The organism is Paenibacillus sp. LjRoot153, from assembly GCF_964253085.1.
Taxonomy (GTDB): Bacteria; Bacillota; Bacilli; order Paenibacillales; family NBRC-103111; genus Paenibacillus_E.
Map to the genome: position 1 here is coordinate 6930944 of NZ_CAXUQH020000001.1, position 22781 is coordinate 6953724.

The window sequence follows — 22781 nt, forward strand, 5'->3', positions numbered from 1 at the left end:
GTTTAAACATACGATGTTCCTCGTCATAATGAGCAGTATGCTATGGATGATTGGATGCTCCCCATTTGTAGATAACAATCAGATCGAAGAAATCTCTCCTGTGATTTGGTGGTCGATTACTGAGGGTACAGAAGGGAAGCTAAGAATAAGCACACTGGTACCACCCATATATTCTGAATCAAAAAAAATGCTTACCCAAGAAGTCGATCTATTGAAGGAGGGAGGAAAGGATTTTAATTTAAGCTATTATCGGGAAGTAAAATCAGGACAACTTCGTATGGTATTTATTGAACAAGAACTGGCGAAAAAAGGCATTACATCACTTATGAACACTTTATTTACGGACCCTGATATTTCTCAACGCCTTTATATCGTCATCGTCAATGGAAGCTTTGATGATTTCATTAAAAATCAAATAAAAACACAAGACATTCCCGGCTATTTACTTTATCGTTTGCTTAAACACTATGAAAATAAGAAACAAGGAGATATGACTATTGTAAATCTACATCAATTTATGAAAAGGTACTATTCACCATACTCCGATCCAGTGGCACCTATTTTCAAGGTCGATAAAGAACATTTTATCTACGAAGGAACTGCCTTCTTCAAAAACGATAAACTGCAAACGAACATTAATAAGAGAAATGAACAAATATTCCAACTGATTGATCATAATCATCACCTTAAAGTCCTTACCATCCCAGAGTTATCAATATCGATCGGGAATGTCACTTCCGAGACAAAGATGAAATTAAATCTCGACTACTCAACATTATCTCTCAACGTCGAGCTCAAAGGTCGAATTGAAGAGTACCGTGGAAAGGGAGATATAGACAACCTTGATCAATTAGCGGTAATTCATCAACAGATAAAATCGCTTTTCGAAAAACAAACAACAGAGCTGCTAAAGAAAATGCAAAAGTCGGAAGTGGACCCTCTGGAAATAGGTACTCTTACACTAGGTCCTTTTTCGAAGCCCATGAGCGAGGATGAATGGTCTACTCTCTGGGCGAACGTGAAATTTAACGTTACATATGAGCTTCATATTCAACCTTTGACGAATGTGCGAAAATAAGCTTGCACAAACACAGAACGAGAACCATCTTCTTAACGGTTCTCGTTCTGTGATATTTTCCAATGCAGGCATGCTGGCATTCTTGTTGAACTATTCTGCCCTTTAGCGGGGTGAAGGACTGCCACTCGGCAGCCCTTCCAATGATTAACTATCGTTTTCCGTTAGGTTGATGATTTACTATGATACGATTCAAAGCACTGACTGTAACGGCAAGTTTTAAGGCCATCCTTTGTGGGTTAGCTCTTCCTTTGTAGATAACATGGATTTACTGAACAAAAGTTCTTCGTAGAAATCTACAACGACTTCTTCCGAATAGGGTATAGCATTTTAAAGTTAAATGTTTCGATTTCAGAATAAGGGATTGTGAGAGCATTCAACGGTTCAAGTGGAACTGTCTCCATCCCGAGTACGCCTTCACGCCGATCGATTTCATAATCAGGTGACAGCTCGAGCCATGCAAATATCGCATCATATACTCGCCACATATGGGCCTCATTTCCGTAGACACGGGCACTCACACAAAGCCCACCGCTTACCTCTAAAGTCTCGATGCCGTCCGGTACATCCCCAAATTCACGAACCGCCAATCCGACCCAAAGTGTATCGACTCTCTTGCTCCATTGCTCCTGCGGAATGAACACGTACGCTAACGGCCCGTCCGTAAGTCGCGCATCGTCAAGCGGGACATGCGCTGTAAGCTTGCTCCACGCCACCCGCGTCCCACTCTTGTCGGGTGTCATCACCGTTCTTACTGCCAATGCATTGAAAGGCACTACTTCAACCAAATCAATTGCTATTTTTTCCGGCAAAAATACCCTCTCCTCTTTCACAAGATTCATGATTAAACAGGTTGTCAATATTCTAATAATTCAATTTTTTCCATAAAATCCCTTTAAAATATAAACCTACATTATCCTACTCTTTAACGTAATGAAGCTGCCGTAACTTCGCGCGGCAGCTTCATTTAATCGTTTATTGAGCTATAGTTCCCAGTTAGCATAATAACAAAAGGAACTATTGGACTTGGTTAGCAACAGTATCAGCTCGAAGGCGTCTGAACGACAACGAGCCTCTGATCTTTGACGCTCAAGACATACAGCCTTTTCATTCTGTTATTTAACACAGCAAAATTTGGCTCGACTCCTAACCTCAAGCGGGCAATTATACGATTGTTCGAACCGTTAAGGACTGCAAGAATACCTGGGATCGTTGCAGCATAGATAACATTTCTTCGGGGATCGACCACAACATTCTCCACAGTGCTTCCAATTGACATTTTGCGAGTGACCTGATTAGTCTTTAGATTCACAACGGGTGCACTTATATTGGCAATGACATGATTCGTCATGCCGTTAACAACCGGAATATCAACCATTTTTTTAACATAAATCAGATTCGTCCGCATGTTAACAAAAATACCGAACGCGGGGCCTGTCGATGGTTGTGCGATCACCCGGTTCGTCATCCCGTCAACGACGTTCATATTTCCGATATTGGCAAAATTAATAAAAATACGGTACGGTTGGTCAGTGTATTCACAGCCATACCCACGGGATTTGTTCCAAATAGATCGACCGTCTCTAAAATACGGTTTTTCATGCCGTCAATAACCGCCAACACAGCGTGATCATCCGGCTGTTTACTTATTGCATAAATGCGGTTCGTACGCGGGTTAACGATGATATTACCACCTCCAAAAGGAAGCTGAACGGTTGAAACAACCCGATTCGTAAAACTATTAATAACGGAAACTGTCCCACTATCGGCATTCGAAACATAGAAACGGTTGGTTCGAGGATTCAACGATGCCGCAATTGGATTTCGTCCAACTTCTTCTTTTCTAAAACCGATTCCAATTCCTTTAGTAGTCATCATGGTTTTATCAGGATAAGAAGTGGTTATACGTATAATTTTATCGTCTCCAAGATTTGTCGCAGTTGCCCAAGTTTCATTATTGTTTATCGCATTATTGCTCCAATATATAAGTTTCTCCGACGCTGGATATTGTTTTATGCTCATGAAAAAGTTCCCCTTAGGATAGCAGGTTCTATTATTTCACCTGTCTACCGTATGGGGAGCATATCACAGCTCCAGCAGTCTTTCTTGTTTTGTCGTCTGTAGACAAACATTCTGGTATATCTCAAGACCGTTTCCGGGATAGACTGCATTTCAGAAAGGAGACTGTCTTCTCCAGCTTCAATAAATGAGTGCCTTTAACCAGTATTGCGGTATCCGGCTTGATCGCCTTTGCAAGCGCTTTATGAAGCTGAGGCCTGGACACGAAGCTGCAAATGTGGTTTGCGGGGAATCCGGCTTTCTTGGCTCCAGCTGCTACGTGTCGTGCGAGTGTTCCAATCGTAAACAGCAGGGTGAGCTCTTTCATGGCCGCGTATTTCCCCACCTCAACATGCGCTTGGTGGGCGTATTTTCCCATGTCCTTCATATAGCCGATGACGGCGATTTTATGCTTTCTTCTCATCGAAGCGAGCGTGTCGAGGGCAGCCTTCGTTGCATCGGGATTGGAGCTAAACGTATCGTCGATTAATGTGATTTGCCTCGGAAGCTGCGTGCTCACTAATCTCCGGTAAGGAATTGAATATTTTGCCAGTCCGATGCGGATTTTACCCACTGACATCCCTAAGCTGTGCGTAACGGCGATCGCGTTCAGCGCATTGTAAACATTATGAACCCCCAGACATGGAATGGAGAATTCCTCCTCTTTCCCGTCCAACCGAACCCGGAAAGCAATCCCCCGACTCGAGGATCGGATGTGGAGTGCCTTGTAGTCAGCTTTGCTGTGGATACCGACTTTAAGCAGTTTTCCTTGAAAATCTTTGACGGACAGCAGCTTGGAATTCGCGTCATCCGCATTCAGGACGAGCGTTCCGGTTCCCTGCATGTGCCGGATCAGCTCCGATTTCGCGCTTGCGATGCCTTGAACCTGGCTTCCGACATTGCCGATATGCGCCGTTCCAACATTGGTGATGACGCCGAAGCTCGGTTTGATTAAACGGCAGTGTGCCTGGATATGGCCTTTACGGAGCATTCCGAACTCGAGCACGACTGCCTGGTGCCGAGCATTGATCCGCTTGGCGTACTTGCGGGTACTTGTAGGCAAATTCCAGTTTGACGGAGATTTGAAAATCTTCCACCGTCTCCGCAGGATGGAAGCGATCATTTCTTTAGTGGTCGTTTTTCCCGCGCTGCCAGTCACGGCTATGACGGGTATGTTCTGATCCAGCATGCACAAACCACCTTTAATAGCGAATATATGCTGTAGTCTACGCTGGAAGTAAATAGATGGAGTGGGTATTTGGCGGAAAATAGGCGTTTGCACGAGGTCGGCTGCAGGGGAACTCCTATATAGTGTAGTGTGAATGATTCGTAATGCTGTTAAGCGGAGCGTGAGACGAGTGAAATCCATAGAACGACTGCCCAATCTAACGAGATACGAATCGATAGGCATCAACCAGCTGTTTAATGTAGCCGACGGTCATGCCCATCAACCGCAAACCAATGCGCAGAAGAAAATTATCGGGCAACTGCCCGACTTGTTCGTTCGGGCGGAAGCGGCCAGGCAATCAGATTTGGAAGACGAGTTCCGTCACCTCTTCTACTCCTTGGCTGGACAGCAGACCGCTGCTGGTCTTAACCGGACGTTGTTTTGTTATTCCGCTTCATTATCGATTGATTTGATCGCCACTTTTCTGGCTTCGCGGGGGCTGACCGCCGCGTTGCTGCATCCCTGCTTTGACAATCTAGCGACCCTGATGCGGAGGAGAAACGTGACCTTGATGCCGTTGCATGAGGAGGACCTCAGCCTTGACCGGATGGAAGAGACGTTCGCAGGTCTCGCGGCGGAGGCGGTGTTCATCACGCTTCCCAACAACCCCACAGGTTTCGAGCTGTCGCGGGAAGAGTGGGATAGGTTGGTTGCGCTCTGCGGACGATACGAAAAGCTGCTCATCGTCGACTGCACGTTCCGATTTTTCTCAAGAAAACCATTATGGGATCAGTACGAACTGCTGGAGAGATCGAAAATCAGCTATTTGTTAGTTGAGGATACGGGAAAGACGTGGCCGACCCAGGATCTGAAATGCAGCATCCTAGCGATAAGTGAAGATTTGGCCGATGACGTGCTCGAGCTTCACAATGACATTCTACTGAACGTTTCCCCGTTTATCCTGAAACTGCTGATCGAATATTTGAAAGATACGGTGCAGGAAGGACTGCAATCCGTCATATGGGAACCCATTGACCGAAACCGCAAAACTCTGCGGGAAGCGATTCGTTCCTCCGGGCTAACCCTACACAATACAGATTCCATGATTAGCGTCGAATGGCTTCGCATAACGGATCCCAATTTTCGCAGCGTGGACCTGGTGGACCGTATGCAACGGCTAAGATTAGGGATATTGCCGGGGGACCACTTCTACTGGCATGACCACGGACAGGGGGAGCGATATATCCGGATTGCGCTTGCCAGATGCCCGGACATGTTTGCTGATGCCTGTAAAATACTGAAATTCGCAACGATGACGACGAACAGGATGGATCCGGCATGAGAATAATATATCTGGATGAGCCTACCTACCTGCCTGACGACTTTGTGCGCGAGGTGGAGAAAATCGGAGAGTTCGAAGTTTATTACGATAGGCCTGACCAACCGACCGCCGTTCAAAGATTGTCGGATGCAGACATTGCGATTGTAGAGTGGACGCCGCTTCGGGAATCAGCGTTTTGGAAGCTTCAGAGGCTCAAACATATCGCCCTCGTCATGACCGGATGCGATTTGGTTGACATCGAGGTTGCAGGCGCTGCAGGGATATCAGTGTCGAACTGCCCATCATATTCGGCACAATCAGTGGCGGAGCATGTGTTTGCCCTCATGCTCACGGTCAATCGGCAGATCATTCTGGCGGATCGTCTTGTCCGGCAGGGGGAGAGCCATGTGTACGGCCCTTTCCTGGCAGGCGAGTTGGCTGGCCGCACGTTAGGGCTGATCGGTACTGGCCGCATTGGGCAGGCCGTGGCGCGAATCGCCCACGGTTTCGGGATGCATGTAATCGGCGCGAATAGATCAGGAAGGGCAGTCCAGGGTGTGGAAGTGGCGGACATCCGCGAGGTGTTTCGGCGAAGCGACGTTATCTCGCTGCATGTGCCATTCCATTCAAAGACGAAAGGCATGATCACCCCCGAACTTCTGGCTTCGATGAAAAGGACGGCCATGTTCATCAACACGAGCAGGGGCGGACTGGTGGACGAAGAAGCATTGTTCACTCTTCTACAGGACGGAAGAATCAGGGGAGCGGGCCTTGACGATGTGGCACAAGTCGCTGGAAACCCCTTATACACGCTCAATAACGTTGTGTTTACGCCGGGAACGGCGTGGTATACGGATACCGCCCGGAAAGCTAACATGTCGGAATTGCTTGACAACATTCGGGCGTACGTGGACAGAACGCCTCGGAACATCGTGAATGAGGGTTTTCTAGCATAGGAGAGACGCCGCTTGAAGTCGCGAAGCACTTTACAAATGGGAAGTCGTCTTCTTACCTCGCGGCTGCCTTCATGTCTTCAGTCCTGTAACGGATCCAGCAACTGCCCTTTCATATACGCTTGCCCCTGCCTCTGCTTTGTAAGTAAGACCGTCACGTTACTGGAGTGCCCAAAACCAACTTTTTAGAAAACTGCTTCTCCTTCGTCCGGACTTATTCAGGCTAAAGGCGACCGTTCAAGGCGGGGGGGCCTAGTCTTTTATTTGATCACAAAAGTAGGCTTAACAACCGTCGTTGCAGAATCTGCTGACGGTGGGGAGTTCCCGACAAGAAGAATTAAGATATCGAATATTGTAGCCATCAGCAAAGAAATACAACCGTTTAAGCGCAACAGGCGGGTAGCTGTTCGAACCAAAACTTTGGGTGTGATTAAAGGGTTTAATCTTCGAATTTTTGCCGATTTTGTTCAACTAGACACCATATCTCCCCCACAAGAGCAAGGGCAAGCAGAAATTTTCTTCCAAACATCGATTCCGCTGCGGGAAATCATTAGAATAAAGAAATGTGGATGTTCAAGAAAAAAAAAAACCTCCAGATAATGGGGTTGTTGCCTAAACAAAGAAAATAAAGCATGACCATACGTACGGCGCTAGGATTCGTATCTTCCAAATCACAAAAATGACGTGGCCTGCCCCGTCTTTCTTTTGCTTGAACAGCCAAACGCGTTCAGCATCAGTCAGGAATATTGTGACGCCTTCTCAGGCACCTATGAGCCCTTTGAGAGAACACGCTGGCAGATATTTCAATCATAGAAAGAAAGGGGCATCCGCAAAAAATAGGCATAGGACTTGCCGTTACAGCGCCGTGACCCGTATCATAAATTCAAAGTGTATTTGCTGCGTTAACCTGCCCGTTACTTAAATGAAAAAGGAGCTGCTGCCGGTCGCGGCGAGCTGCTCCCTTAATATTTTACCATTGTTTCTATGTAATACAAGATAGGGGAACACAAAAATGAAAAAACTTACAGCAATTACACTTGTAGCAGTTTTGACGCTATCTATCGGAACATCGGCTTTCGCCGCTAAAGAGGATAAAGTGAAACCCAATAACGGAAATCATTACGGACAGATTAAGCACCAAGTTACCGTCCCAGGTGACCCTGAGCTTTTAGATCCAAAGCAGTACACCGGAGCGGAAGCGGAAGTGTTTGTTAAGCCACAAGATTTCGGCGTTATGCAGTTCTCTGGAGTAAATGGCTATAGCGTGGGCTTGAAGCTGTCAAAAACAGCGGCGGGGGTTCAAAAGGTAGAGGTCAGCCTGTTGGATGGGAACGATATTGTTTTGGCAACCAACACAAGCACGTCCAAGCTGCTGACCGAGAGCGGAAATCAACTGTCAACACCCTTTAACATAAACGGGAGTTTCACCAACGACGGGTACTGGAACTATGGTAGCTGGAATGGAACAGTGACTAACGTTCCGACTAAAGCCGTCATAAAGGTAACGGATCTTAAAGGGAACACTTACACTGTCGTGAACGATACTTTAACGGGGAACCCGGCTGATTTGAAAATTCCAACACCGATCGATAAAGTAATCGCGATCGTCGGAACAGATCTAAGCTATACAGCTGATCAATTTGGTGCCACTTTAGTATTTCTCGCCGCTGCTACATCGAATACTTCTGTAATACGAGCTAAAATTACTGACGGGATCCTCACAGTTACTCCAGTAAACCCAGGTCTGGCAAGCGTTTCTGTAGTGTATCGAAAAGAGAATGGAGAGGTATTAAATATTACTTTTGAAGTGGTAGTCCATGCTACCCCCTGAGCAAACCTATCGAAGTGACCAAAACCTTCACTCTGATATACCGAAGATCTGATTATCTAAGACGATCCGGCCTCAAATCGTGGACTATGTGAGTCCAGTTGGACGATATTAGGAACTTACTTAATGCGTCGTTATGATAAACCTTTATTTTTTTCATAACCCCCCCCCCCCCTCTATCATTCGAAACTACCTCCGTTTTAGTAATGTTGATGGATGTGTTCGAAAATAATAATCGTTACAAATATCCAACGTTCCCATACCAAGGTATTCGCCAAGTGACCGAACTATCCAGCCCATTCCAGAGAGCAGGATTTTGGATATTAGGAGTCATTTTTGTGCCATTTATTTTGGCTGTTTGGATTGGAGGAGATTCTGGTTCTGGAACAACCTCAAGGTCTTACTATAAGAACTGTACAGAAGCATTTAGTTTGGGGGTTTCTAACATTTATCGTAATGAACCAGGTTATCTCCAAGCATTAGATCCGGATCATGATGGAGTGGCATGTGAACGTTAAACAATAGTTTCCACTTATCACATCATGTTGCGCTAATCTACCCTTTACTTTAATGGAATAAAAAAAAGCTGCTTCAATGCAGCTCCTGCGCTATAGTTTCCCGTTAGATTAATTCGACTAATTGAAATAACGGTTTATATACATGCACTTACTTCCCTTTTCTATTAAAAGAGAGAATGATAAAGTTAATCCAAGTTATTATCAGGATAGAAATTACTAATACATAACGACTATAAAAATCAATTCCAAACAATTTTGATTCCTCGTTTAAGTTGTACAGGAACCAAAATGCTAAACCCAATATTATTGTGTTGATAACAAAAGCCGATAACATTCCTAACCATTTGCTTTTCCTGTTCCTCATAATAAAGATAGATAAAACCGTTGAAACGATGAAAGAAATTGCTATGATAATGAAGCTCAACCCTGCACCACCTAATAATTTAAAGAGATTAAACTAACCTGTCCGCATATAATTTACCATTCGAGTCTTTAAATAGATACAGGTCACGGGAAATCGTGATCGGCACGAGTAAAATCGAATAATCATGATGCCCGAGCGCGGTTTGCTGTTCGATGATTCTTCGCGAAACGAAATAAAAGACGCCCGTGGCGCCCTCCAATATTGAACTATCGTTCACCGTTAGTTGAGTCCCTTTAATTTGGTTTTGCATTGATTTCCGTTAAAGTTCATGCATCACGAAGTCCCACCGAGTTATGGCAGCTTGCTGCCGGCCGCGATGCGGTTAGTCGGTGCGGTGTATATTTCAGTTAAGTCTTCTTTTAAACGTCACTTATTTATTACCGAGCTGTTCCGCCAAACCGATTAGAATGCCTTCACTTCCACGAATGTAGCAGAGCCGATACGAGTTCTGGTACTGAACCACTTCGCCAACGATCTGAGCACCTAATTTAGTGAGTCTGGATACCAATTCGTCAATGTCCTCTACGGTGAACATCACGCGTAGATATCCGAGGGCATTTACAGGAGCAGTTCGGTGATCTGATATAGTAGGAGGGTTGATAAATCGCGAAAGTTCAAGTCGGCTGTGCCCATCTGGGGTAATCATCATAGCAATCTCTACACACTGTGAACCCAGCCCGGTTACGCGACCAGCCCATTCCCCTTCGACCGTAGCTCGTCCTTCGAGCTTCAAGCCAATCTCCTCGAAGAAAGAGATTGCGTTATCAAGGGATTCGACAACGATGCCAACATTGTCCATTCTTAGCAATTTGTTATTTGCCATAGTTTTATCTCCTTATGTGTACAAATTTATTACCCGATCATCTTCATATTTATTCTATCAAGAATTACTAATTCCTTCCAAACGATTAACATCTTGTCACAGTTCAGTAAAATGTGAAATTTGGTTTTCGGATATGTCATATTAACTTTTATTCTACGAAATTCAATTCGTAATTACCGTAATAAGATCAATTTCACTCCTATAATCTCCCATTACTTGAATAAATAATTTTCTTAGTTCGCATCTGCTTTCCAACTCTTTTGTAGCTTACGAATATAACAGATTTGACCAATGTGATAGGCATTATGAGTTGAGACGTTTCCGATTATTTCCCACCACTTGGCAGCCTCTGGGAAACCTAATACATCACTTTCGACTTTTTCTTCAGTAAGCAGATCTTGCCATTTTAAAAGCACCTCTAATAGTCGTTCTTTTAAGTCAGTGAATTTTTGGTCTTCGGGAATAATAAAACTTCTATTATTATTTCCTATGGAAGGCACAGCTTTGACATGAGATTTTTGGTACCTGGTTTGCCAAGTTTCATTCCAATACAATAAATGCTGCACAATTTCAGCGATACTATTACTATCTTCACTAGGTTTCCAAAACGCTACTTCCTCTGACAAATTATCAACTGCATCGGAAAAAGGTAGGTACCAACTAGGGTCATTAGCATTTGCTAACAACTGATTAGATAAAATATCTTTTACATGAAACATACTTTTCACACTCCTTCTGAATGATAAGCGGCAGTCGGTACTTCTTCAAGCATTTGAGTTTACTCACCGTGCCCTTAGGGCAGTTCTGTCTCTTTTATCAGACGATCCAATGCGTAAGCCGCTATAGCCCCTACAATATATCGGACCAAATCTGCATATAGGAATCCTTTTCCGAGTATTAGCCCGCCAAATAGAGTGTTTCGTAAATTGATTACCCATTCTGCTTGGTACAATTGACTGCATTCAATTACAAAGCAGAACCCAAGACTAATCACCAGGACTTTCATAGTTAGCATTCGGATGAATAGTGCACGAACGCCGAAATAAATCATAGCTGCCCAGAGAGCATCACCGAAATGTTTCACCACAAAATCGGGCAGCGCAGAAGTATTCATCCTCGAACCGATCCCAAGCATTATGCATACCAATACTGCTAGAAGGTACTTCACTCTTGTTCTCACAAATTCCCTTCCAATCAAAAAGATTTTTATAAACTCTGAAATGACATGTATAATTGAAGTTACTGTCTCCAAAAAACAACAAGATATATTATTAATACCATCATACACCAATCAATTTCCTCTTTGTACCATTCCGTTAACCTCGTTCTTCACGGATGAATACTAACTAGTCTTCCAGTATCATTATAAAATTCGAATTTCATTTTACTCGACCTCTTTTTAGTATTTTTACCAAGTAAATAAATTTCCTCGTATCCTTTGAACTACCCTGCCCATTACTTTGAGAAAAGGCAACCAATCCACCAAGGATAGCTGTCTTTTCATGATTAAATAAACTATCGTTCTTACGTTAGTTCAATCATTTACTTTTAGTACGAAAAGCTTGAACTTCATCATCCGTCCAACTATTTTTCCTCTTGTTATACATAACCCAATTTTCATTACACTCTTTAAAATCGACGAAAGTTTCTTTATCAAGGACCTGTCCCTGATTTATCGACAATCCATCCTAATTTTGTTTGTTTAACATAAATATAACTCGAACTTAGATCACTAGCATAGAACAAGTATCCTTCGGATCCCCTTTTTCCTTGATTTTTCAGTTCAGTTGTAACAGCAAGTAATGGATGTCCAGTAAGTAAGATGTGTTTTCTAACTTCAAAATTTGCTGAAGGAGAAGGAACAAAGCAAAATAGTATAACTAGTCCTAAAATTGTTATGTAAATTACCTGCCCTTTTTTGCTCAATATATTTGCCCCTCCTGCACTTGCTTAGTATTTAATTCAATTATAAAATTTTCGTTGTCTCGACTAGTTCCTGCAAAAGCGCCTACTTTGTTGTATGTCTTTTATTCAGCTAAAGTTCTGCGTTTTAAATTAATTGTCATCTCCGATGATCTCTTAAAAACTATTCAAAAAAATCCACTTATCTACTAGTATCTACGTACAAGAAATTGTTATAAATTTCCAATATACTATATAGATTTAATATCCATATTTTAGGAGGTGTCTATTTTGTCAAAGCGTTCTTTAGTCGAAAGTGTATTATCTCTACTTGATATCGAAGATATTGAGAAGATCAAAGTGGATTATTTTAATGGGGAAGAAGTAAAATTATCATTTGATGAAGCCGAGAATGAAGAAGAAAGAGAAGAATTGCTAGAGGAGTGGTTAGACAACATCAAATGGAAATTTGTAGAGGAGTTTAAGATTGATCTCTACAACGGAACTAAATATACAATCAAATTTGGCGATGCATGAAAGGGATCTATTAATTTGACACCATATTATTTAAGTTATTGATCACAGAGATGGCAAAATTGTCATCTCTTTTGCTTTTCTCAATAAAGATATATGAAACTACGGTAATAAACGGATTTGGGATAAAATCTTTCATCCGAATATACCCTTTTAGTCCTCCTGTACTGATGATTTGGTAAACAGGACCGATCCTAGATATTTCCGTCTCAGACTGAATAAATACCGAATTGACCCACTGCTCATCTTTAATCTGACCGTGTTCATCATAGATGATCGAGTGCAGCGCAAGTCTCCCCTCCTTGGCATTAGCTGGGTCGTAAACTTGTAAGGAGGACTTTGGCACCCACATATCTGCACCATATTCTGCATCATACTGTACGATACTCACAGCCACCCAATCCATATAAGATTTTTTAATAAGGACCACCTTACCAGCCCACAAGTCCAGATGCGGTTCTTTGATTTTATTAACAGGAGCAGAAAACACCGGCACTTCTTTTGCGACGATCATTTCATAAGGGGTTTCTATATAAATATTGGCGGCTTCCTTACTGAAATAGAATTCGGGAATCCAGCCACTTAAAGCATTGGATTCGACTTGGACGTACTCGTCTTGTATTGCTAATATTCGAAATGTATCTCCTTTGTTCACTTCAAACACCGGTCCAGCCCCTGAAACCTCATTTGGATCATACCGAGCGCCAATATCTGCCTGCACTGCATAGGTTTGATTAATTTCTAGTCCATATGCCGAGACAGATACTTCTCTGGTTTTATTAGTAACCTTAGTTGAGGACGTAATTTCATCCGTCACCTTGTAAGTGGAAACTGCTTTAGTCTGAGTTTTCTCTTGTAGGCAGCCAGAGGTCATAATGACTCCACAAATGAATAACAAAACGGAAAGTGTTCTCATCACTCGATCTACAATCCCTTCTCTTTCTTTTAGTTTCTACACTTACTACTCTACAGCTTCCATATATGTATAGACGATTTAACCTGGAAATAGTTACCTATAAATATAAAAACGTATTCCGACATACAACCATTTTCTAATAAGAATTGCAGTTTGGAGAAATACTTTTATGGAATAAGACAGGAGGTGGACAATAAACATGAGCAAAACTAAAGACACTAACAACCCAAAGCATGCCACGTCATCAGGTAAAACTGGAGAACAAAAGAAATCGAAGTAAAGCTGTTACGTACCCCGCCAAATACGATCAAACCATCAACAAGCCCGGTTTACTTGACCGGGTTCTTTTTTTTGGAATTATAACACCGAGAATAAGCTGAATTCGGGTTTCAATTTGTACATTGTAGCCAGACTTATGAAATGGTATATTCTGTATACAAAAGAAACCTCTCCTTCGTTGATGTTTGCGTAGCACCTGCATTCTAAACAAGGAGCGGTTTCTTCTTACTATTTTGAATTCCGAAGCGTGATGGAGGGGACATTCTATGAAACTGGACAGGCTCTTATCCATCATTATTTTGCTGTTGAACCGTCGTAGGATGCAGGCCAAGGAGCTCGCGGAGCGGTTCGAGGTGTCCTTACGAACGATATACCGGGATATTGAAGCGATTAATGGAGCCGGTATCCCCATCGTCACCTATCAGGGAACGAACGGAGGTATCGGGGTGGCGGAAGGTTACCGCTTGGACCGCAATGTGATGACCAACGACGAGCTTGCTGCCATCGTCACCGCCCTGCGCAGCACCTCCACCTCGTATGGCAACGAGCAGCATCTGCAGCTCATGGAGAAAATCAATAGCGTTATCCCGCCCGCATTCTCCGAGGAATTCCGGCATATGGCCAGCCGCGTAATGATCGACTATTCGCCCTGGGACGGCAACGAGAGACTGCGACCTAAACTACAACTATTGAAAGAAGCGATAGACAACTGTCGCATAGTTGGATTCATCTATTCCAATGCCGAAGGGATGGTATCCCATCGATTGTAGAACCACATATGCTCCTCCTAAAAGGAAAGCAATGGTATTTAAATGCCTATTGCCAAGCGAAAGAACAGTTCCGGCTGTTCAAGCTAAAAAGAATGAAGGAACTAGAGGTCTCCCCCGTGGGGGGATTCATTCGAAGAGAGCTACCCCTTCACGAGCATACCACAGGTCAGAGCCCCTGCGATCCCTCTCAGGTAACCGAATTCGTATTGCGCTTTCGTGCTAATGCTCGCCACTTGGCAGAGGAATGGTTTGGCATCGAGGAGCTTTCGCCCCTGGATGACGGCAGTTGGCTAGTGAGGAAGGCTTACCCGGAAGATGAATGGTTGTATCGATTCATTCTCAGCTTGGGCCACCATGCAGAAGTGCTCCAGCCTCCACATTTGCGAGAGATCATTGCTTATCGTGCAGAACAAGTTGCCAAAATATATAAAAATGATCATGCAACATGACAGATAGTTGTCATGTTGTATGGTTTACACTAAACATATTCCACTTAAAGGAGAATGATTAGTGATGAGACAAGACGAATTTATTTCAATGAGACACAACAGTGAGGCTCCGTCCGACAGCTCGCTACCCGCAGACGAGGCAAACCGCAAACGAATTGAACCTGCCCGTATCGAGGAACTTCCCTCTTTCACCCTGGCCGGAATCAGCACCGTCACGACTAATGCAACCGAATTAAGCGGCAAAGGCAAAATTGGCCAGTTGTTCGAACATTTTCACGCCCTTAACATCAGCGAGCTTCTCGCCCCCCATCTCCAGCAGCATGGCCATTTTAGCTGTTACTTCAATTATGAACAAGGCGTTGCCGGACAATATGAAGTGATGGTCGGGGTGCATGTACGGCAATTAGAGCAGGTTCAAGATCTCGCTTCCATTTCGACGTTTACCGTCCCTTCGGCGAGATATGCCGTATTCGTCACCGAGCGGGGACCCATTTTTGAGGTGGTGCAGCGGGCTTGGACCGATATTTGGCATTGGTCGGAACAGTCCGGCAATGATCGGGCGTTCACAGGCGATTTTGAATGTTATAGCCCGAATATAGATCCGAACGATGGGCAAGCGGAGATATATATCGCGATACGCCAATAGTCTATTCCAACGTCCATTTAAAAGAACTGGTTGTGAGCCTTTTTCCAGCTTGCAACGAAAAGCCTTCTATCCGAGACAAACGCTTGGATTTGAGGGCTTTCGTACCCTCCTGCTTAGGACGCAAAAACAAGGAAGGGAATGATCGTAATAGGTACGATTGAAAACGTGAGGGTAGCAGCTGTGTTCAACCAGTATCCGAAACACATTCAGAAGAAGCTGTTATTTCTTCGCCAATTGATTTTGGAAACAGCCTCAGAGATAGGAGGCATGGATTCCCTGGAAGAGACACTAAAATGGGGTGAACCCAGTTACGTTTCAACGAGTGGAAGTACAATAAGAATAGACTGGAAAAAATCAAGCCCACATCAGTATGCCATGTATTTTAACTGCAACACCATGCTAGTCGAAACCTTCAGGGAACTTTTTACCGATATATTCAAATATGAAGACAATCGGGCAATTGTATTCGCCGAGAACGATGAAATACCTGTAGAAGAATTAAAACAGTGCATTTCATCGTCTCTCACTTACCATATCCGAAAGCACCTTCCCATGCTCGGCATGTGACAAAAACCTGCGTTGTATAGTATGGGTCCATACGCTTAAGGAGCAGCATATATATGATTAGTCTGAATGAACACCAAATTCATAACATTCAACATGTATTCCCCTGTTTTTCTCATGTTCACTATGAAAACTGGAAATCAGCAGAGATCCGTACCATCACAACTACTACTCCACACTCCGTTCGTGAGGGTCAAATTCTTCAACATGCTATATTTATTATCAGCGGTTCTATTCGGGTATATAAAATTAGTCCAATGGGTAAAGAAATTACTTTGTACCGCGTGCATAGCGGTCAATGTTGCGTACTTATGATGGCAAGTATACTTGGAGAAACGGAATACGAAGCATCAGTTTCGATCGAGACTGAGACTGTCGTCTTATTGATTCCGGTTTTAGAATTCAGAGGTTGGATGGATACCATAAAACCAATTAGGCAATACATATACAAACAATTTATTGATCGGATGACAAGTGTTACTAAACTGCTTGAAAATGTCGCTTACGGGCCCATTCCCTATCGAATTGCTGAATTTTTATTCATAGAATCCGCACGGTCTGAAACCTTGCAACTTACACATGATCAACTAGCTGTTGAACTTGGGACAGCCCGTGAGGTAATTACCCGAAACTTAAAAAACTTTGCAAGTATGGGAGCCATTGCATTACAGCGAGGAAAAGTCACAATCTTGAGCCGTGATATCTTGAAAAGCATAATGGATCAGCATGTGTGACATTGTCACTGTAGACCGATTCAAAATCCCATAAAATCAGTAGTAGATCCACTACATTTTATAGGAGGTTATCTATGAATCCCTATTATGACCGCTCGAATCTAAAACGAATTCCGGAGCTTATGAAGCTTGCCCCAAAAGCTTCTTCTTCCTTTTTGGCCTTTGAAAGGGACGTCTTTCATTCTACAGACGCCATACCTTTAAAGATGAAAGAACTCATTGCTGTGGCCATTGCTCACGTGACGGGTTGCCCCTACTGCATTGATGTACATGTCAAAAAGTGCAAAGAGCTAGGTGGCACGAAAGAAGAAATTTTAGAAGCAGTATTAATTGCTACCTCTACGCGAGCAGGGGCTATCCTCAGCCATGCAACTCATGCCTTAATCTCATTCGAAGATAACCCAGAACAATTATCTGAACAATCAACAACGTCCTCATCTCCCGATTGCTTCTGTTAGTCTTATGCAGACTTCTTAACAACAGGGATCCAGATTTCCATTTCATACATATTGTTGCCACGATCAACGTCAGGGATATAGCGGGGATAACTCCACATCCATTTTATCGGCAATTAGTGTGTAGAACTCTGGAAATCTTGGATCTGCCTTACTTGCTAGCTCTTCAAATGTTCGTATATATAGTCCTGCTGCGCCAATTGCAGTTATAATCTCACCGACAGTCCAACTTCGCACTAACACCTTGCCTAATTCAGAACGTTCTTCCTCGGGCAGCAACTTAGCAAAAGCCACTTGTCCTTCCTTAATACTATCATCAAAGTAGTTTCCAGTTGGCTGTGTTAAATTGTAGGTGTTCAGCCATGCACGTGCGAAAGGATGAAAGTCCGTCAAAATAAACCGGCCATTTTTCCCAAGTCTACGACGAACAACAGAGAAAATAGAATTAAGGTCTGTAAAATAATGCAAAACACCAAACTCCATCAACACGATGTCAAATTGGCCTAGTGTTTCTTCGTTCGGGATATTCAAAACGTCAGAACAGATATAGTCAATTTTGACACCAGTGGCAGAAGCGACCTGCATCGCGTACAACCGATTTTCTTCCGATATGTCCACTACCGTCACTTGTGCACCTAGCAATGCTAAAGAAATTGCCTTTCGACCGTGTGAGCCCAGTAGGTTAATAACACGCTTGCCCGCTGGGTCACCAATGTACTTTAGCCAGTAACGCAAATGATGCTTGTGTTCTAGTTTCAGTTTTTCTGCAAGTTCTTCTGGTGTTCCATAATTTTGAACCCATGCCTGATAAGCTTTTGTTTCCCACGCAATTTTGTTCGCAATTGACAGTTGTTCTTGCAAATTCATACCTCCTAAATTCATACATACACGAGATATTATAAACCATGATGTCAAGGTTAGGGTCAAGAGGAAGTAAGTTATTCAACTATCCTGCCAAATCGCTTAATTGTTAAGGTCTCCACTTGCGGATGGACGCCTTGTACAAGCGAGAATGATTTGCATGGTGCAAGCGCATTTATTCTCATATGTGTGGAAATGAGCCTCGCACAGAAAACGAATCAATAATACACAAAGAAAGCCCCTAAGTGAGGGGCTTTCTTCTACGAACAAACGACATCATTTCAACTTTTCACCGTATCATCCTTGGAATCCCTAACAGGGATTCCAAAAAGAGGTGCACCTTCGTGTGACCACTTCAATACCTGCGCACGCGCATGCCGATTCGGGTCATAGAGCGGATCGCCGGAAATTTCCTTGTAATTTCGTGCGTGATAAATAAAGATGTCTTCCGTCTCATCCTCCGAAACTGTGAAGCAGTTATGCCCTGGACCATATTGCCCCGTTTCTTCATTGGTTTGAAACACTGCATGCCCAGCTTTGGTCCATGATCCTGGATTCAATAAATCGCTATTTTCATCTGCGGTCAAAAGTCCCATACAGTAATTGTAATCTGTAGCGCTAGCCGAATAACTGATAAATATTCTTCCATTCTTCCGGATTACCGCTGGTCCTTCGTTCACTAGAAAGCCAATGGTTTCCCAAGCAAATTCCGGCTTAGACAGCATAACTTGCTTTCCTTGCAGGGTCCAAGGATTTGCCATCGCAGACATATATAAATTTGAATTACCTGCGATTTCAGGATCCTTCTGCGCCCATACCAAATACCTGATATTTCTGTGTTCAAATGTTGTGGCATCGAGCGAAAAACTATCCCATTTCGTCACGATCTGCCCTTTCTCTATCCATGTTCCTTCTAAAGGATTGCTTGACTCGTTTTCCAGCACAAACATACGGTGGTCGAACATGCCGTTATCCGTATCACCCGAGCGCGCTGCGGCGAAATAGATATACCATTTGCCTTGCACATAATGGATTTCTGGCGCCCAAATATGCGAGCTCATTGGACCTTCCTTGTGCTTTGTCCACGCTACAATTGGTTCAGAGGTGTTTAGCTCTTGTATGCGACGTGAGCGTCTTACCTCAATACGATCAAACTCTGGAACGGAGGCTGTGAAATAATAATAGCCATCCGTATGCTTGTACACCCAAGGATCCGCACGCTGTTCCACAATCGGATTCATGAATGCCTCGGATATAATTGGTTTCTCTAAGTTATTATTCATATGTGTATGCCCTTCTCTCCTAATCTCAATCCCGTGCCAAGGATTCTTCTACCTAGCCCTTGACCGCACCGGCCGTTACACCGCCAATAATATATTTCTGAGCAATCAAATAGAAGATCATAATAGGAACCATGGACATAATAATCGCGGCAAAAGCCATATTGACTTCGGACGAATATTGACCAAAAAAGTTAAATTGAACAAGCGGTAAGGTCGAGACAGCTTTCTTTTGAACAATAACCATCGAAACGACAAAATCATTCCATGCCCCCAGGGCGCTTAATACGATAATCGTCATGTTAATCGGCTTTAATAACGGGAAAATAATACTAAAAAATGTGCGATACCGCGAAGCACCATCTATCATGGCGGATTCTTCCATCTCACGCGGAACTGATTTGATAAACCCGACATAAAGAAAGCAAAAATAACCAACCTGTACACCTACCAACGAAATTGTCAGTCCGTGCAGGGTATTCAAAATTCCCAAATCCACCCAAGTTTTATATAAGGGAAACATAATAACCTGAAAAGGAAGCATGATCGAAGACATAAACAAATAATAGAAAAAATTATAAAATTTGTTATTACTTCTAGAAATGATATAAGCACTCATGGAACAAACAAACACAGCAAGAAATACAGTTAATGAGGTAACTATCAGACTATTTTTTAGCGCCAGGAAGAAGTTGGAAGACTGAATCGCATTCGCATAATTTTCCCAGGCAATATGTTTTGGAAAAGCTAGAGGTGACTGTGCCGTCTCTACACGTGTTTTCAACGAGTACACGATGGCAATATAAAACGGGAACAAAAATACAAGTGTGATGAGATACAGCACAGCGATTCGGATGAATCTTGGCCATTTACGAAGGCGAGTATGTTGGTTGTTCAATATTCCACCTCCCTCCTTCTTAGAAACTGTGTAACAATAACCGTAATGATGAGGATCATCACAAATAGGACTAAAGCAGCCATTTGACCATAACCAGCCTTAAAATAAGGAAACTCATAATTATATACATACATGGCCATTGTTTCAGACGCTCGACCCGGGCCACCCTTTGTCGCAACAACGGAATAATCGAATTGTCTTAATCCAGTTCCTAGCCATAATGGAATGCAATAGGTAAAAGCGGGCATGAGTAAAGGTATCGTAATTTTGAAAAATTGTTGTTTACTACTTGCTCCATCAATGCGAGCGGATTCGTACATATCTTTCGGAATCGTTTGGAGGCCTGCAAAATAAATGACCATGGCCAGCCCCGTTTCCTTCCAAATACAGATGATGGCGAGTCCCCACATGACAGTCGATGGACTACCCAAAAGCCCACCATTGGTATGAAATAATATAGGGAAAATATCACTATAAACGTACTGCCAGATGATAGCAGCAAGAACTAAGCTAATCACCATCGGCATGAAAATTACCGTTTTCAGCACATTTACGCCTTTGAATTTGACATCCAACAATACGGCAAGCAGCAAGCCGAACACATTGACAAAGAATGTTGTAACAAGTGCGAAAAACAAAGTATTCTTCAATGGGGGTAACACATCGGTATCCTTAAACAGCTGAAAAAGGTTGCGAAGCCCCACATATTTATAATTTTCTGCAATGCCATCCCAGTTCGTAAAGGCGATGTTAAGGCCTCGAAAAAACGGAATGAGAACAACCAGCGAAAAGAAAAGGAGCGCTGGAATCAGAAATGTAAACTTAACGAATTCATCTCTGTATTTTCTCTTCATCCAATCACCCCTCCCAAATTTAGAATTGATCTCCCGACCTGATACATACAGTCGGGAGTTGTCATACATGATTATTCTTTATTTATTAGCGATGATTTTCGCGAATGTCGTATCTAATTCTTGAACCAATGCATCCACATTTCTTGTCTTTGGATCCGCATAAATAAATTTCAACATCGTTTTTTGCCATGAATCATCAAATTGTCCATACCAAAGCGGTTTTAGCTGATTATTAACGACCTTGCCCGTCTTATAAATGTCCAAGAAATCACTCGCCATTGAATCTTGCGTGCTTGGTTTAATATTATTTTTCAATGCGCTGATCGTTTGTACGCCATCTGCCCAAATTTGTGCACCTTCATCGGATGCCATGTAAGCAAAGAACTTTTTCGCTGCATCCACATTTTTCGATTTGCTGCCGATCATCCAAGTATTATCTGTGGACAATGTCATATAGTTATCAGCTGGATTATCATAGGAAGGGAACATGAACACACCGAAATTACCTTGTGGATTGTAGCTGCGAATCGTTCCGATTGCAAAGCTACCCATAATATCCATTGCTGCTTTACCTTGGGCAAATAATTGGGATGCTCTGTCGTAAGTGATATCCTTCGCATCGGCATTGGCATATTGTGATAGTTGACCTACGCGTGTAAGGAAGCCTTTGTATTCCGGAAGATCAGCGAATTTCTTTTGACCAGAAGTAATCGAGCCCGCATAATCCGGCATCTTCACTAACGGTCCGCCCCACATATCAGGCCACATGAAGCTCATATAAGAAGCTCCATCTTTCCATGATGCTGCAAAAGCAGGGATCCCTTTCGCCTTCAATGTTTCAGCGGCTTTTAGTAACTCCGAATATGTTTTTGGAATGGCAATGCCTGCATCCTTAAAGATATCCTTATTGTACATAACACCATTCGTCATTAAGTCAATTGGCAAACCATAAATCTTATTATCATAGGTCACATTCGGCTTAAATTTATCGTCAATTTGCTGTGTAAATGGTTCATTGGTAAGATCGAGGAAATTCCCCGCTTGCGTCATTTCAACCATGCCAGCTGGACGGCCAAAAATGATATCCGGCTGATCGTTTGCTGCTATTTTCAATTTGATATTATCACTGAATTTGTCTACAGGCATGACTTGAATATCAAAGGTAATATTAGGGTTCTTCTCTGTAAATTTGTCTGTCACTTTCTTGAATGTATCCACCTTCGGTTTTTCAACCATATAATGCACGACAGTTAATTTAACTTTTTTGCCGTCATCTTTTGGAGCTGGGGTAGCTGCTGCTGTAGTTGCAGCTGTTGCTGCTGTAGCAGCAGGACTAGTTTTCGATGAAGTCGTTTCATTTGATGTACAACCAGAGAGCACTGAAACAACAAGGGTAGAAGAAAAGCATAACGCCAGAATCTTTTTCATTTTTGTTAACCTCCACTTTTTTAAGTTTTTCTCAAAATCCAGT

Annotated in this window: 29 protein-coding genes; 14 read left to right on the plus strand and 15 right to left on the minus strand. The window is 43.0% G+C overall.

The window, feature by feature from the left end; genetic code table 11:
* Positions 1-13: 13 nt before the first annotated feature.
* Complete coding sequence (locus ACSQ8P_RS29935) at positions 14-1078, plus strand: Ger(x)C family spore germination protein (RefSeq protein ID WP_436239639.1); 1065 nt, start codon at positions 14-16, stop codon at positions 1076-1078.
* Between the two features lie 293 nt (positions 1079-1371).
* Here the strand turns inward: ACSQ8P_RS29935 and ACSQ8P_RS29940 are convergent, their stop codons facing one another.
* The 4 genes from ACSQ8P_RS29940 to ACSQ8P_RS29955 form a co-directional block, all read right to left on the minus strand.
* Positions 1372-1887, minus strand: coding sequence for a GyrI-like domain-containing protein (locus ACSQ8P_RS29940; protein WP_436238523.1), 516 nt, complete (start codon positions 1885-1887; stop codon positions 1372-1374).
* Between the two features lie 230 nt (positions 1888-2117).
* Positions 2118-2531 carry a YncE family protein gene (locus ACSQ8P_RS29945; RefSeq protein WP_436238524.1) on the minus strand — a complete coding sequence of 138 codons (414 nt, stop codon included), beginning with the start codon at positions 2529-2531 and terminating at the stop codon, positions 2118-2120.
* A 26-nt stretch (positions 2532-2557) separates the two neighbouring features.
* Positions 2558-3097 (minus strand): YncE family protein, encoded by a 540-nt coding sequence (locus tag ACSQ8P_RS29950; RefSeq protein ID WP_436238525.1) that lies wholly within the window; start codon positions 3095-3097, stop codon positions 2558-2560.
* Between the two features lie 121 nt (positions 3098-3218).
* Entirely contained in the window at positions 3219-4544 is a 1326-nt protein-coding gene (locus tag ACSQ8P_RS29955) for a UDP-N-acetylmuramoyl-tripeptide--D-alanyl-D-alanine ligase (protein ID WP_436238526.1), read from the minus strand.
* Between the two features lie 50 nt (positions 4545-4594).
* Here ACSQ8P_RS29955 and ACSQ8P_RS29960 point away from each other — a divergent pair, with 50 nt between their 5' ends.
* From ACSQ8P_RS29960 to ACSQ8P_RS29985, 6 genes are all read left to right on the plus strand, one after another.
* Positions 4595-4774 (plus strand): hypothetical protein, encoded by a 180-nt coding sequence (locus ACSQ8P_RS29960; protein WP_436239680.1) that lies wholly within the window; start codon positions 4595-4597, stop codon positions 4772-4774.
* The gene (locus tag ACSQ8P_RS29965) at positions 4699-5643 is read left to right on the plus strand and encodes an aminotransferase class I/II-fold pyridoxal phosphate-dependent enzyme (protein ID WP_436239640.1); all 945 of its coding nucleotides are present in this window, start codon (positions 4699-4701) and stop codon (positions 5641-5643) included. The genes ACSQ8P_RS29960 and ACSQ8P_RS29965 overlap by 76 nt, the downstream gene beginning before the upstream one ends.
* Positions 5640-6578, plus strand: a complete 939-nt coding sequence (locus ACSQ8P_RS29970; RefSeq protein WP_436238527.1) for a 2-hydroxyacid dehydrogenase — start codon at positions 5640-5642, stop codon at positions 6576-6578. Before ACSQ8P_RS29965 ends, ACSQ8P_RS29970 begins: the two co-directional genes overlap by 4 nt.
* Before the next feature lie 261 nt (positions 6579-6839).
* Positions 6840-7175 carry a hypothetical protein gene (locus ACSQ8P_RS29975; protein WP_436238528.1) on the plus strand — a complete coding sequence of 112 codons (336 nt, stop codon included), beginning with the start codon at positions 6840-6842 and terminating at the stop codon, positions 7173-7175.
* Between the two features lie 412 nt (positions 7176-7587).
* Entirely contained in the window at positions 7588-8406 is an 819-nt protein-coding gene (locus ACSQ8P_RS29980) for a hypothetical protein (RefSeq protein WP_436238529.1), read from the plus strand.
* A 209-nt stretch (positions 8407-8615) separates the two neighbouring features.
* Positions 8616-8921, plus strand: a complete 306-nt coding sequence (locus tag ACSQ8P_RS29985; protein ID WP_436238530.1) for an excalibur calcium-binding domain-containing protein — start codon at positions 8616-8618, stop codon at positions 8919-8921.
* A gap of 452 nt (positions 8922-9373) precedes the next feature.
* Here the strand turns inward: ACSQ8P_RS29985 and ACSQ8P_RS29990 are convergent, their stop codons facing one another.
* The 5 genes from ACSQ8P_RS29990 to ACSQ8P_RS30010 all read right to left on the minus strand — a co-directional run bounded on the left by ACSQ8P_RS29990 (position 9374) and on the right by ACSQ8P_RS30010 (position 12094).
* Positions 9374-9595 (minus strand): hypothetical protein, encoded by a 222-nt coding sequence (locus tag ACSQ8P_RS29990; RefSeq protein ID WP_436238531.1) that lies wholly within the window; start codon positions 9593-9595, stop codon positions 9374-9376.
* Positions 9596-9715: 120 nt separating this feature from the next.
* Complete coding sequence (locus ACSQ8P_RS29995) at positions 9716-10168, minus strand: VOC family protein (RefSeq protein ID WP_436238532.1); 453 nt, start codon at positions 10166-10168, stop codon at positions 9716-9718.
* A 233-nt stretch (positions 10169-10401) separates the two neighbouring features.
* Positions 10402-10887: a DinB family protein gene (locus tag ACSQ8P_RS30000; protein WP_436238533.1), complete on the minus strand. Its 486-nt coding sequence runs from the start codon at positions 10885-10887 to the stop codon at positions 10402-10404.
* 74 nt (positions 10888-10961) lie between these two features.
* Positions 10962-11303 carry a DUF2809 domain-containing protein gene (locus tag ACSQ8P_RS30005; RefSeq protein WP_436238534.1) on the minus strand — a complete coding sequence of 114 codons (342 nt, stop codon included), beginning with the start codon at positions 11301-11303 and terminating at the stop codon, positions 10962-10964.
* 518 nt (positions 11304-11821) lie between these two features.
* Positions 11822-12094: a hypothetical protein gene (locus ACSQ8P_RS30010; protein ID WP_436238535.1), complete on the minus strand. Its 273-nt coding sequence runs from the start codon at positions 12092-12094 to the stop codon at positions 11822-11824.
* Between the two features lie 267 nt (positions 12095-12361).
* On the opposite strand from ACSQ8P_RS30010, the gene ACSQ8P_RS30015 reads away from it, so the two are divergent.
* Positions 12362-12607, plus strand: coding sequence for a hypothetical protein (locus tag ACSQ8P_RS30015; RefSeq protein WP_436238536.1), 246 nt, complete (start codon positions 12362-12364; stop codon positions 12605-12607).
* Between the two features lie 10 nt (positions 12608-12617).
* Here ACSQ8P_RS30015 and ACSQ8P_RS30020 read toward each other — a convergent pair whose 3' ends face one another.
* Entirely contained in the window at positions 12618-13523 is a 906-nt protein-coding gene (locus ACSQ8P_RS30020; protein WP_436238537.1) for a hypothetical protein, read from the minus strand.
* Positions 13524-14065: 542 nt separating this feature from the next.
* Between ACSQ8P_RS30020 and ACSQ8P_RS30025 the strand changes: the two genes are divergently transcribed.
* The 6 genes from ACSQ8P_RS30025 to ACSQ8P_RS30050 all read left to right on the plus strand — a co-directional run bounded on the left by ACSQ8P_RS30025 (position 14066) and on the right by ACSQ8P_RS30050 (position 17420).
* Positions 14066-14569, plus strand: coding sequence for a helix-turn-helix transcriptional regulator (locus ACSQ8P_RS30025; RefSeq protein ID WP_436238538.1), 504 nt, complete (start codon positions 14066-14068; stop codon positions 14567-14569).
* A gap of 8 nt (positions 14570-14577) precedes the next feature.
* Positions 14578-15018, plus strand: a complete 441-nt coding sequence (locus tag ACSQ8P_RS30030; protein WP_436238539.1) for a helix-turn-helix transcriptional regulator — start codon at positions 14578-14580, stop codon at positions 15016-15018.
* Positions 15019-15082: 64 nt separating this feature from the next.
* A complete protein-coding gene (locus tag ACSQ8P_RS30035; protein ID WP_436238540.1) occupies positions 15083-15664 on the plus strand; it encodes a GyrI-like domain-containing protein in 582 nt (193 codons plus the stop codon).
* A gap of 138 nt (positions 15665-15802) precedes the next feature.
* Positions 15803-16231 carry a DUF1801 domain-containing protein gene (locus tag ACSQ8P_RS30040; RefSeq protein ID WP_436238541.1) on the plus strand — a complete coding sequence of 143 codons (429 nt, stop codon included), beginning with the start codon at positions 15803-15805 and terminating at the stop codon, positions 16229-16231.
* A 53-nt stretch (positions 16232-16284) separates the two neighbouring features.
* Positions 16285-16962, plus strand: a complete 678-nt coding sequence (locus tag ACSQ8P_RS30045) for a Crp/Fnr family transcriptional regulator (protein WP_436238542.1) — start codon at positions 16285-16287, stop codon at positions 16960-16962.
* A 74-nt stretch (positions 16963-17036) separates the two neighbouring features.
* Positions 17037-17420 (plus strand): carboxymuconolactone decarboxylase family protein, encoded by a 384-nt coding sequence (locus ACSQ8P_RS30050; protein ID WP_436238543.1) that lies wholly within the window; start codon positions 17037-17039, stop codon positions 17418-17420.
* 69 nt (positions 17421-17489) lie between these two features.
* Here ACSQ8P_RS30050 and ACSQ8P_RS30055 read toward each other — a convergent pair whose 3' ends face one another.
* The 5 genes from ACSQ8P_RS30055 to ACSQ8P_RS30075 form a co-directional block, all read right to left on the minus strand.
* Entirely contained in the window at positions 17490-18278 is a 789-nt protein-coding gene (locus ACSQ8P_RS30055) for a class I SAM-dependent methyltransferase (RefSeq protein ID WP_436238544.1), read from the minus strand.
* Between the two features lie 281 nt (positions 18279-18559).
* Positions 18560-19561: a glycoside hydrolase family 43 protein gene (locus ACSQ8P_RS30060; protein WP_436238545.1), complete on the minus strand. Its 1002-nt coding sequence runs from the start codon at positions 19559-19561 to the stop codon at positions 18560-18562.
* 52 nt (positions 19562-19613) lie between these two features.
* Positions 19614-20456, minus strand: a complete 843-nt coding sequence (locus ACSQ8P_RS30065; protein ID WP_436238546.1) for a carbohydrate ABC transporter permease — start codon at positions 20454-20456, stop codon at positions 19614-19616.
* Complete coding sequence (locus ACSQ8P_RS30070; RefSeq protein WP_436238547.1) at positions 20453-21310, minus strand: carbohydrate ABC transporter permease; 858 nt, start codon at positions 21308-21310, stop codon at positions 20453-20455. The genes ACSQ8P_RS30065 and ACSQ8P_RS30070 overlap by 4 nt, the downstream gene beginning before the upstream one ends.
* A gap of 78 nt (positions 21311-21388) precedes the next feature.
* Entirely contained in the window at positions 21389-22738 is a 1350-nt protein-coding gene (locus ACSQ8P_RS30075) for an ABC transporter substrate-binding protein (RefSeq protein ID WP_436238548.1), read from the minus strand.
* Positions 22739-22781: the final 43 nt, after the last annotated feature.

Coding starts and splice junctions, on each gene's coding strand:
- ACSQ8P_RS29955 (WP_436238526.1), bottom strand. CDS start 4,544: ATGCCTATCGATTCGTATCTCGTTAGATTGGGCAGTCGTTCTATGGAT.
- ACSQ8P_RS30030 (WP_436238539.1), top strand. CDS start 14,578: ATGCTCCTCCTAAAAGGAAAGCAATGGTATTTAAATGCCTATTGCCAA.
- ACSQ8P_RS29985 (WP_436238530.1), top strand. CDS start 8,616: ATGGATGTGTTCGAAAATAATAATCGTTACAAATATCCAACGTTCCCA.
- ACSQ8P_RS30045 (WP_436238542.1), top strand. CDS start 16,285: ATGATTAGTCTGAATGAACACCAAATTCATAACATTCAACATGTATTC.
- ACSQ8P_RS30070 (WP_436238547.1), bottom strand. CDS start 21,310: ATGAAGAGAAAATACAGAGATGAATTCGTTAAGTTTACATTTCTGATT.
- ACSQ8P_RS30005 (WP_436238534.1), bottom strand. CDS start 11,303: ATGCTTGGGATCGGTTCGAGGATGAATACTTCTGCGCTGCCCGATTTT.
- ACSQ8P_RS29980 (WP_436238529.1), top strand. CDS start 7,588: ATGAAAAAACTTACAGCAATTACACTTGTAGCAGTTTTGACGCTATCT.
- ACSQ8P_RS30040 (WP_436238541.1), top strand. CDS start 15,803: ATGATCGTAATAGGTACGATTGAAAACGTGAGGGTAGCAGCTGTGTTC.
- ACSQ8P_RS29960 (WP_436239680.1), top strand. CDS start 4,595: ATGCGCAGAAGAAAATTATCGGGCAACTGCCCGACTTGTTCGTTCGGG.
- ACSQ8P_RS30075 (WP_436238548.1), bottom strand. CDS start 22,738: ATGAAAAAGATTCTGGCGTTATGCTTTTCTTCTACCCTTGTTGTTTCA.
- ACSQ8P_RS30000 (WP_436238533.1), bottom strand. CDS start 10,887: ATGTTTCATGTAAAAGATATTTTATCTAATCAGTTGTTAGCAAATGCT.
- ACSQ8P_RS30050 (WP_436238543.1), top strand. CDS start 17,037: ATGAATCCCTATTATGACCGCTCGAATCTAAAACGAATTCCGGAGCTT.
- ACSQ8P_RS29935 (WP_436239639.1), top strand. CDS start 14: ATGTTCCTCGTCATAATGAGCAGTATGCTATGGATGATTGGATGCTCC.
- ACSQ8P_RS30060 (WP_436238545.1), bottom strand. CDS start 19,561: ATGAATAATAACTTAGAGAAACCAATTATATCCGAGGCATTCATGAAT.
- ACSQ8P_RS30035 (WP_436238540.1), top strand. CDS start 15,083: ATGAGACAAGACGAATTTATTTCAATGAGACACAACAGTGAGGCTCCG.
- ACSQ8P_RS29950 (WP_436238525.1), bottom strand. CDS start 3,097: ATGAGCATAAAACAATATCCAGCGTCGGAGAAACTTATATATTGGAGC.
- ACSQ8P_RS29970 (WP_436238527.1), top strand. CDS start 5,640: ATGAGAATAATATATCTGGATGAGCCTACCTACCTGCCTGACGACTTT.
- ACSQ8P_RS29990 (WP_436238531.1), bottom strand. CDS start 9,595: ATGCAAAACCAAATTAAAGGGACTCAACTAACGGTGAACGATAGTTCA.
- ACSQ8P_RS29995 (WP_436238532.1), bottom strand. CDS start 10,168: ATGGCAAATAACAAATTGCTAAGAATGGACAATGTTGGCATCGTTGTC.
- ACSQ8P_RS30025 (WP_436238538.1), top strand. CDS start 14,066: ATGAAACTGGACAGGCTCTTATCCATCATTATTTTGCTGTTGAACCGT.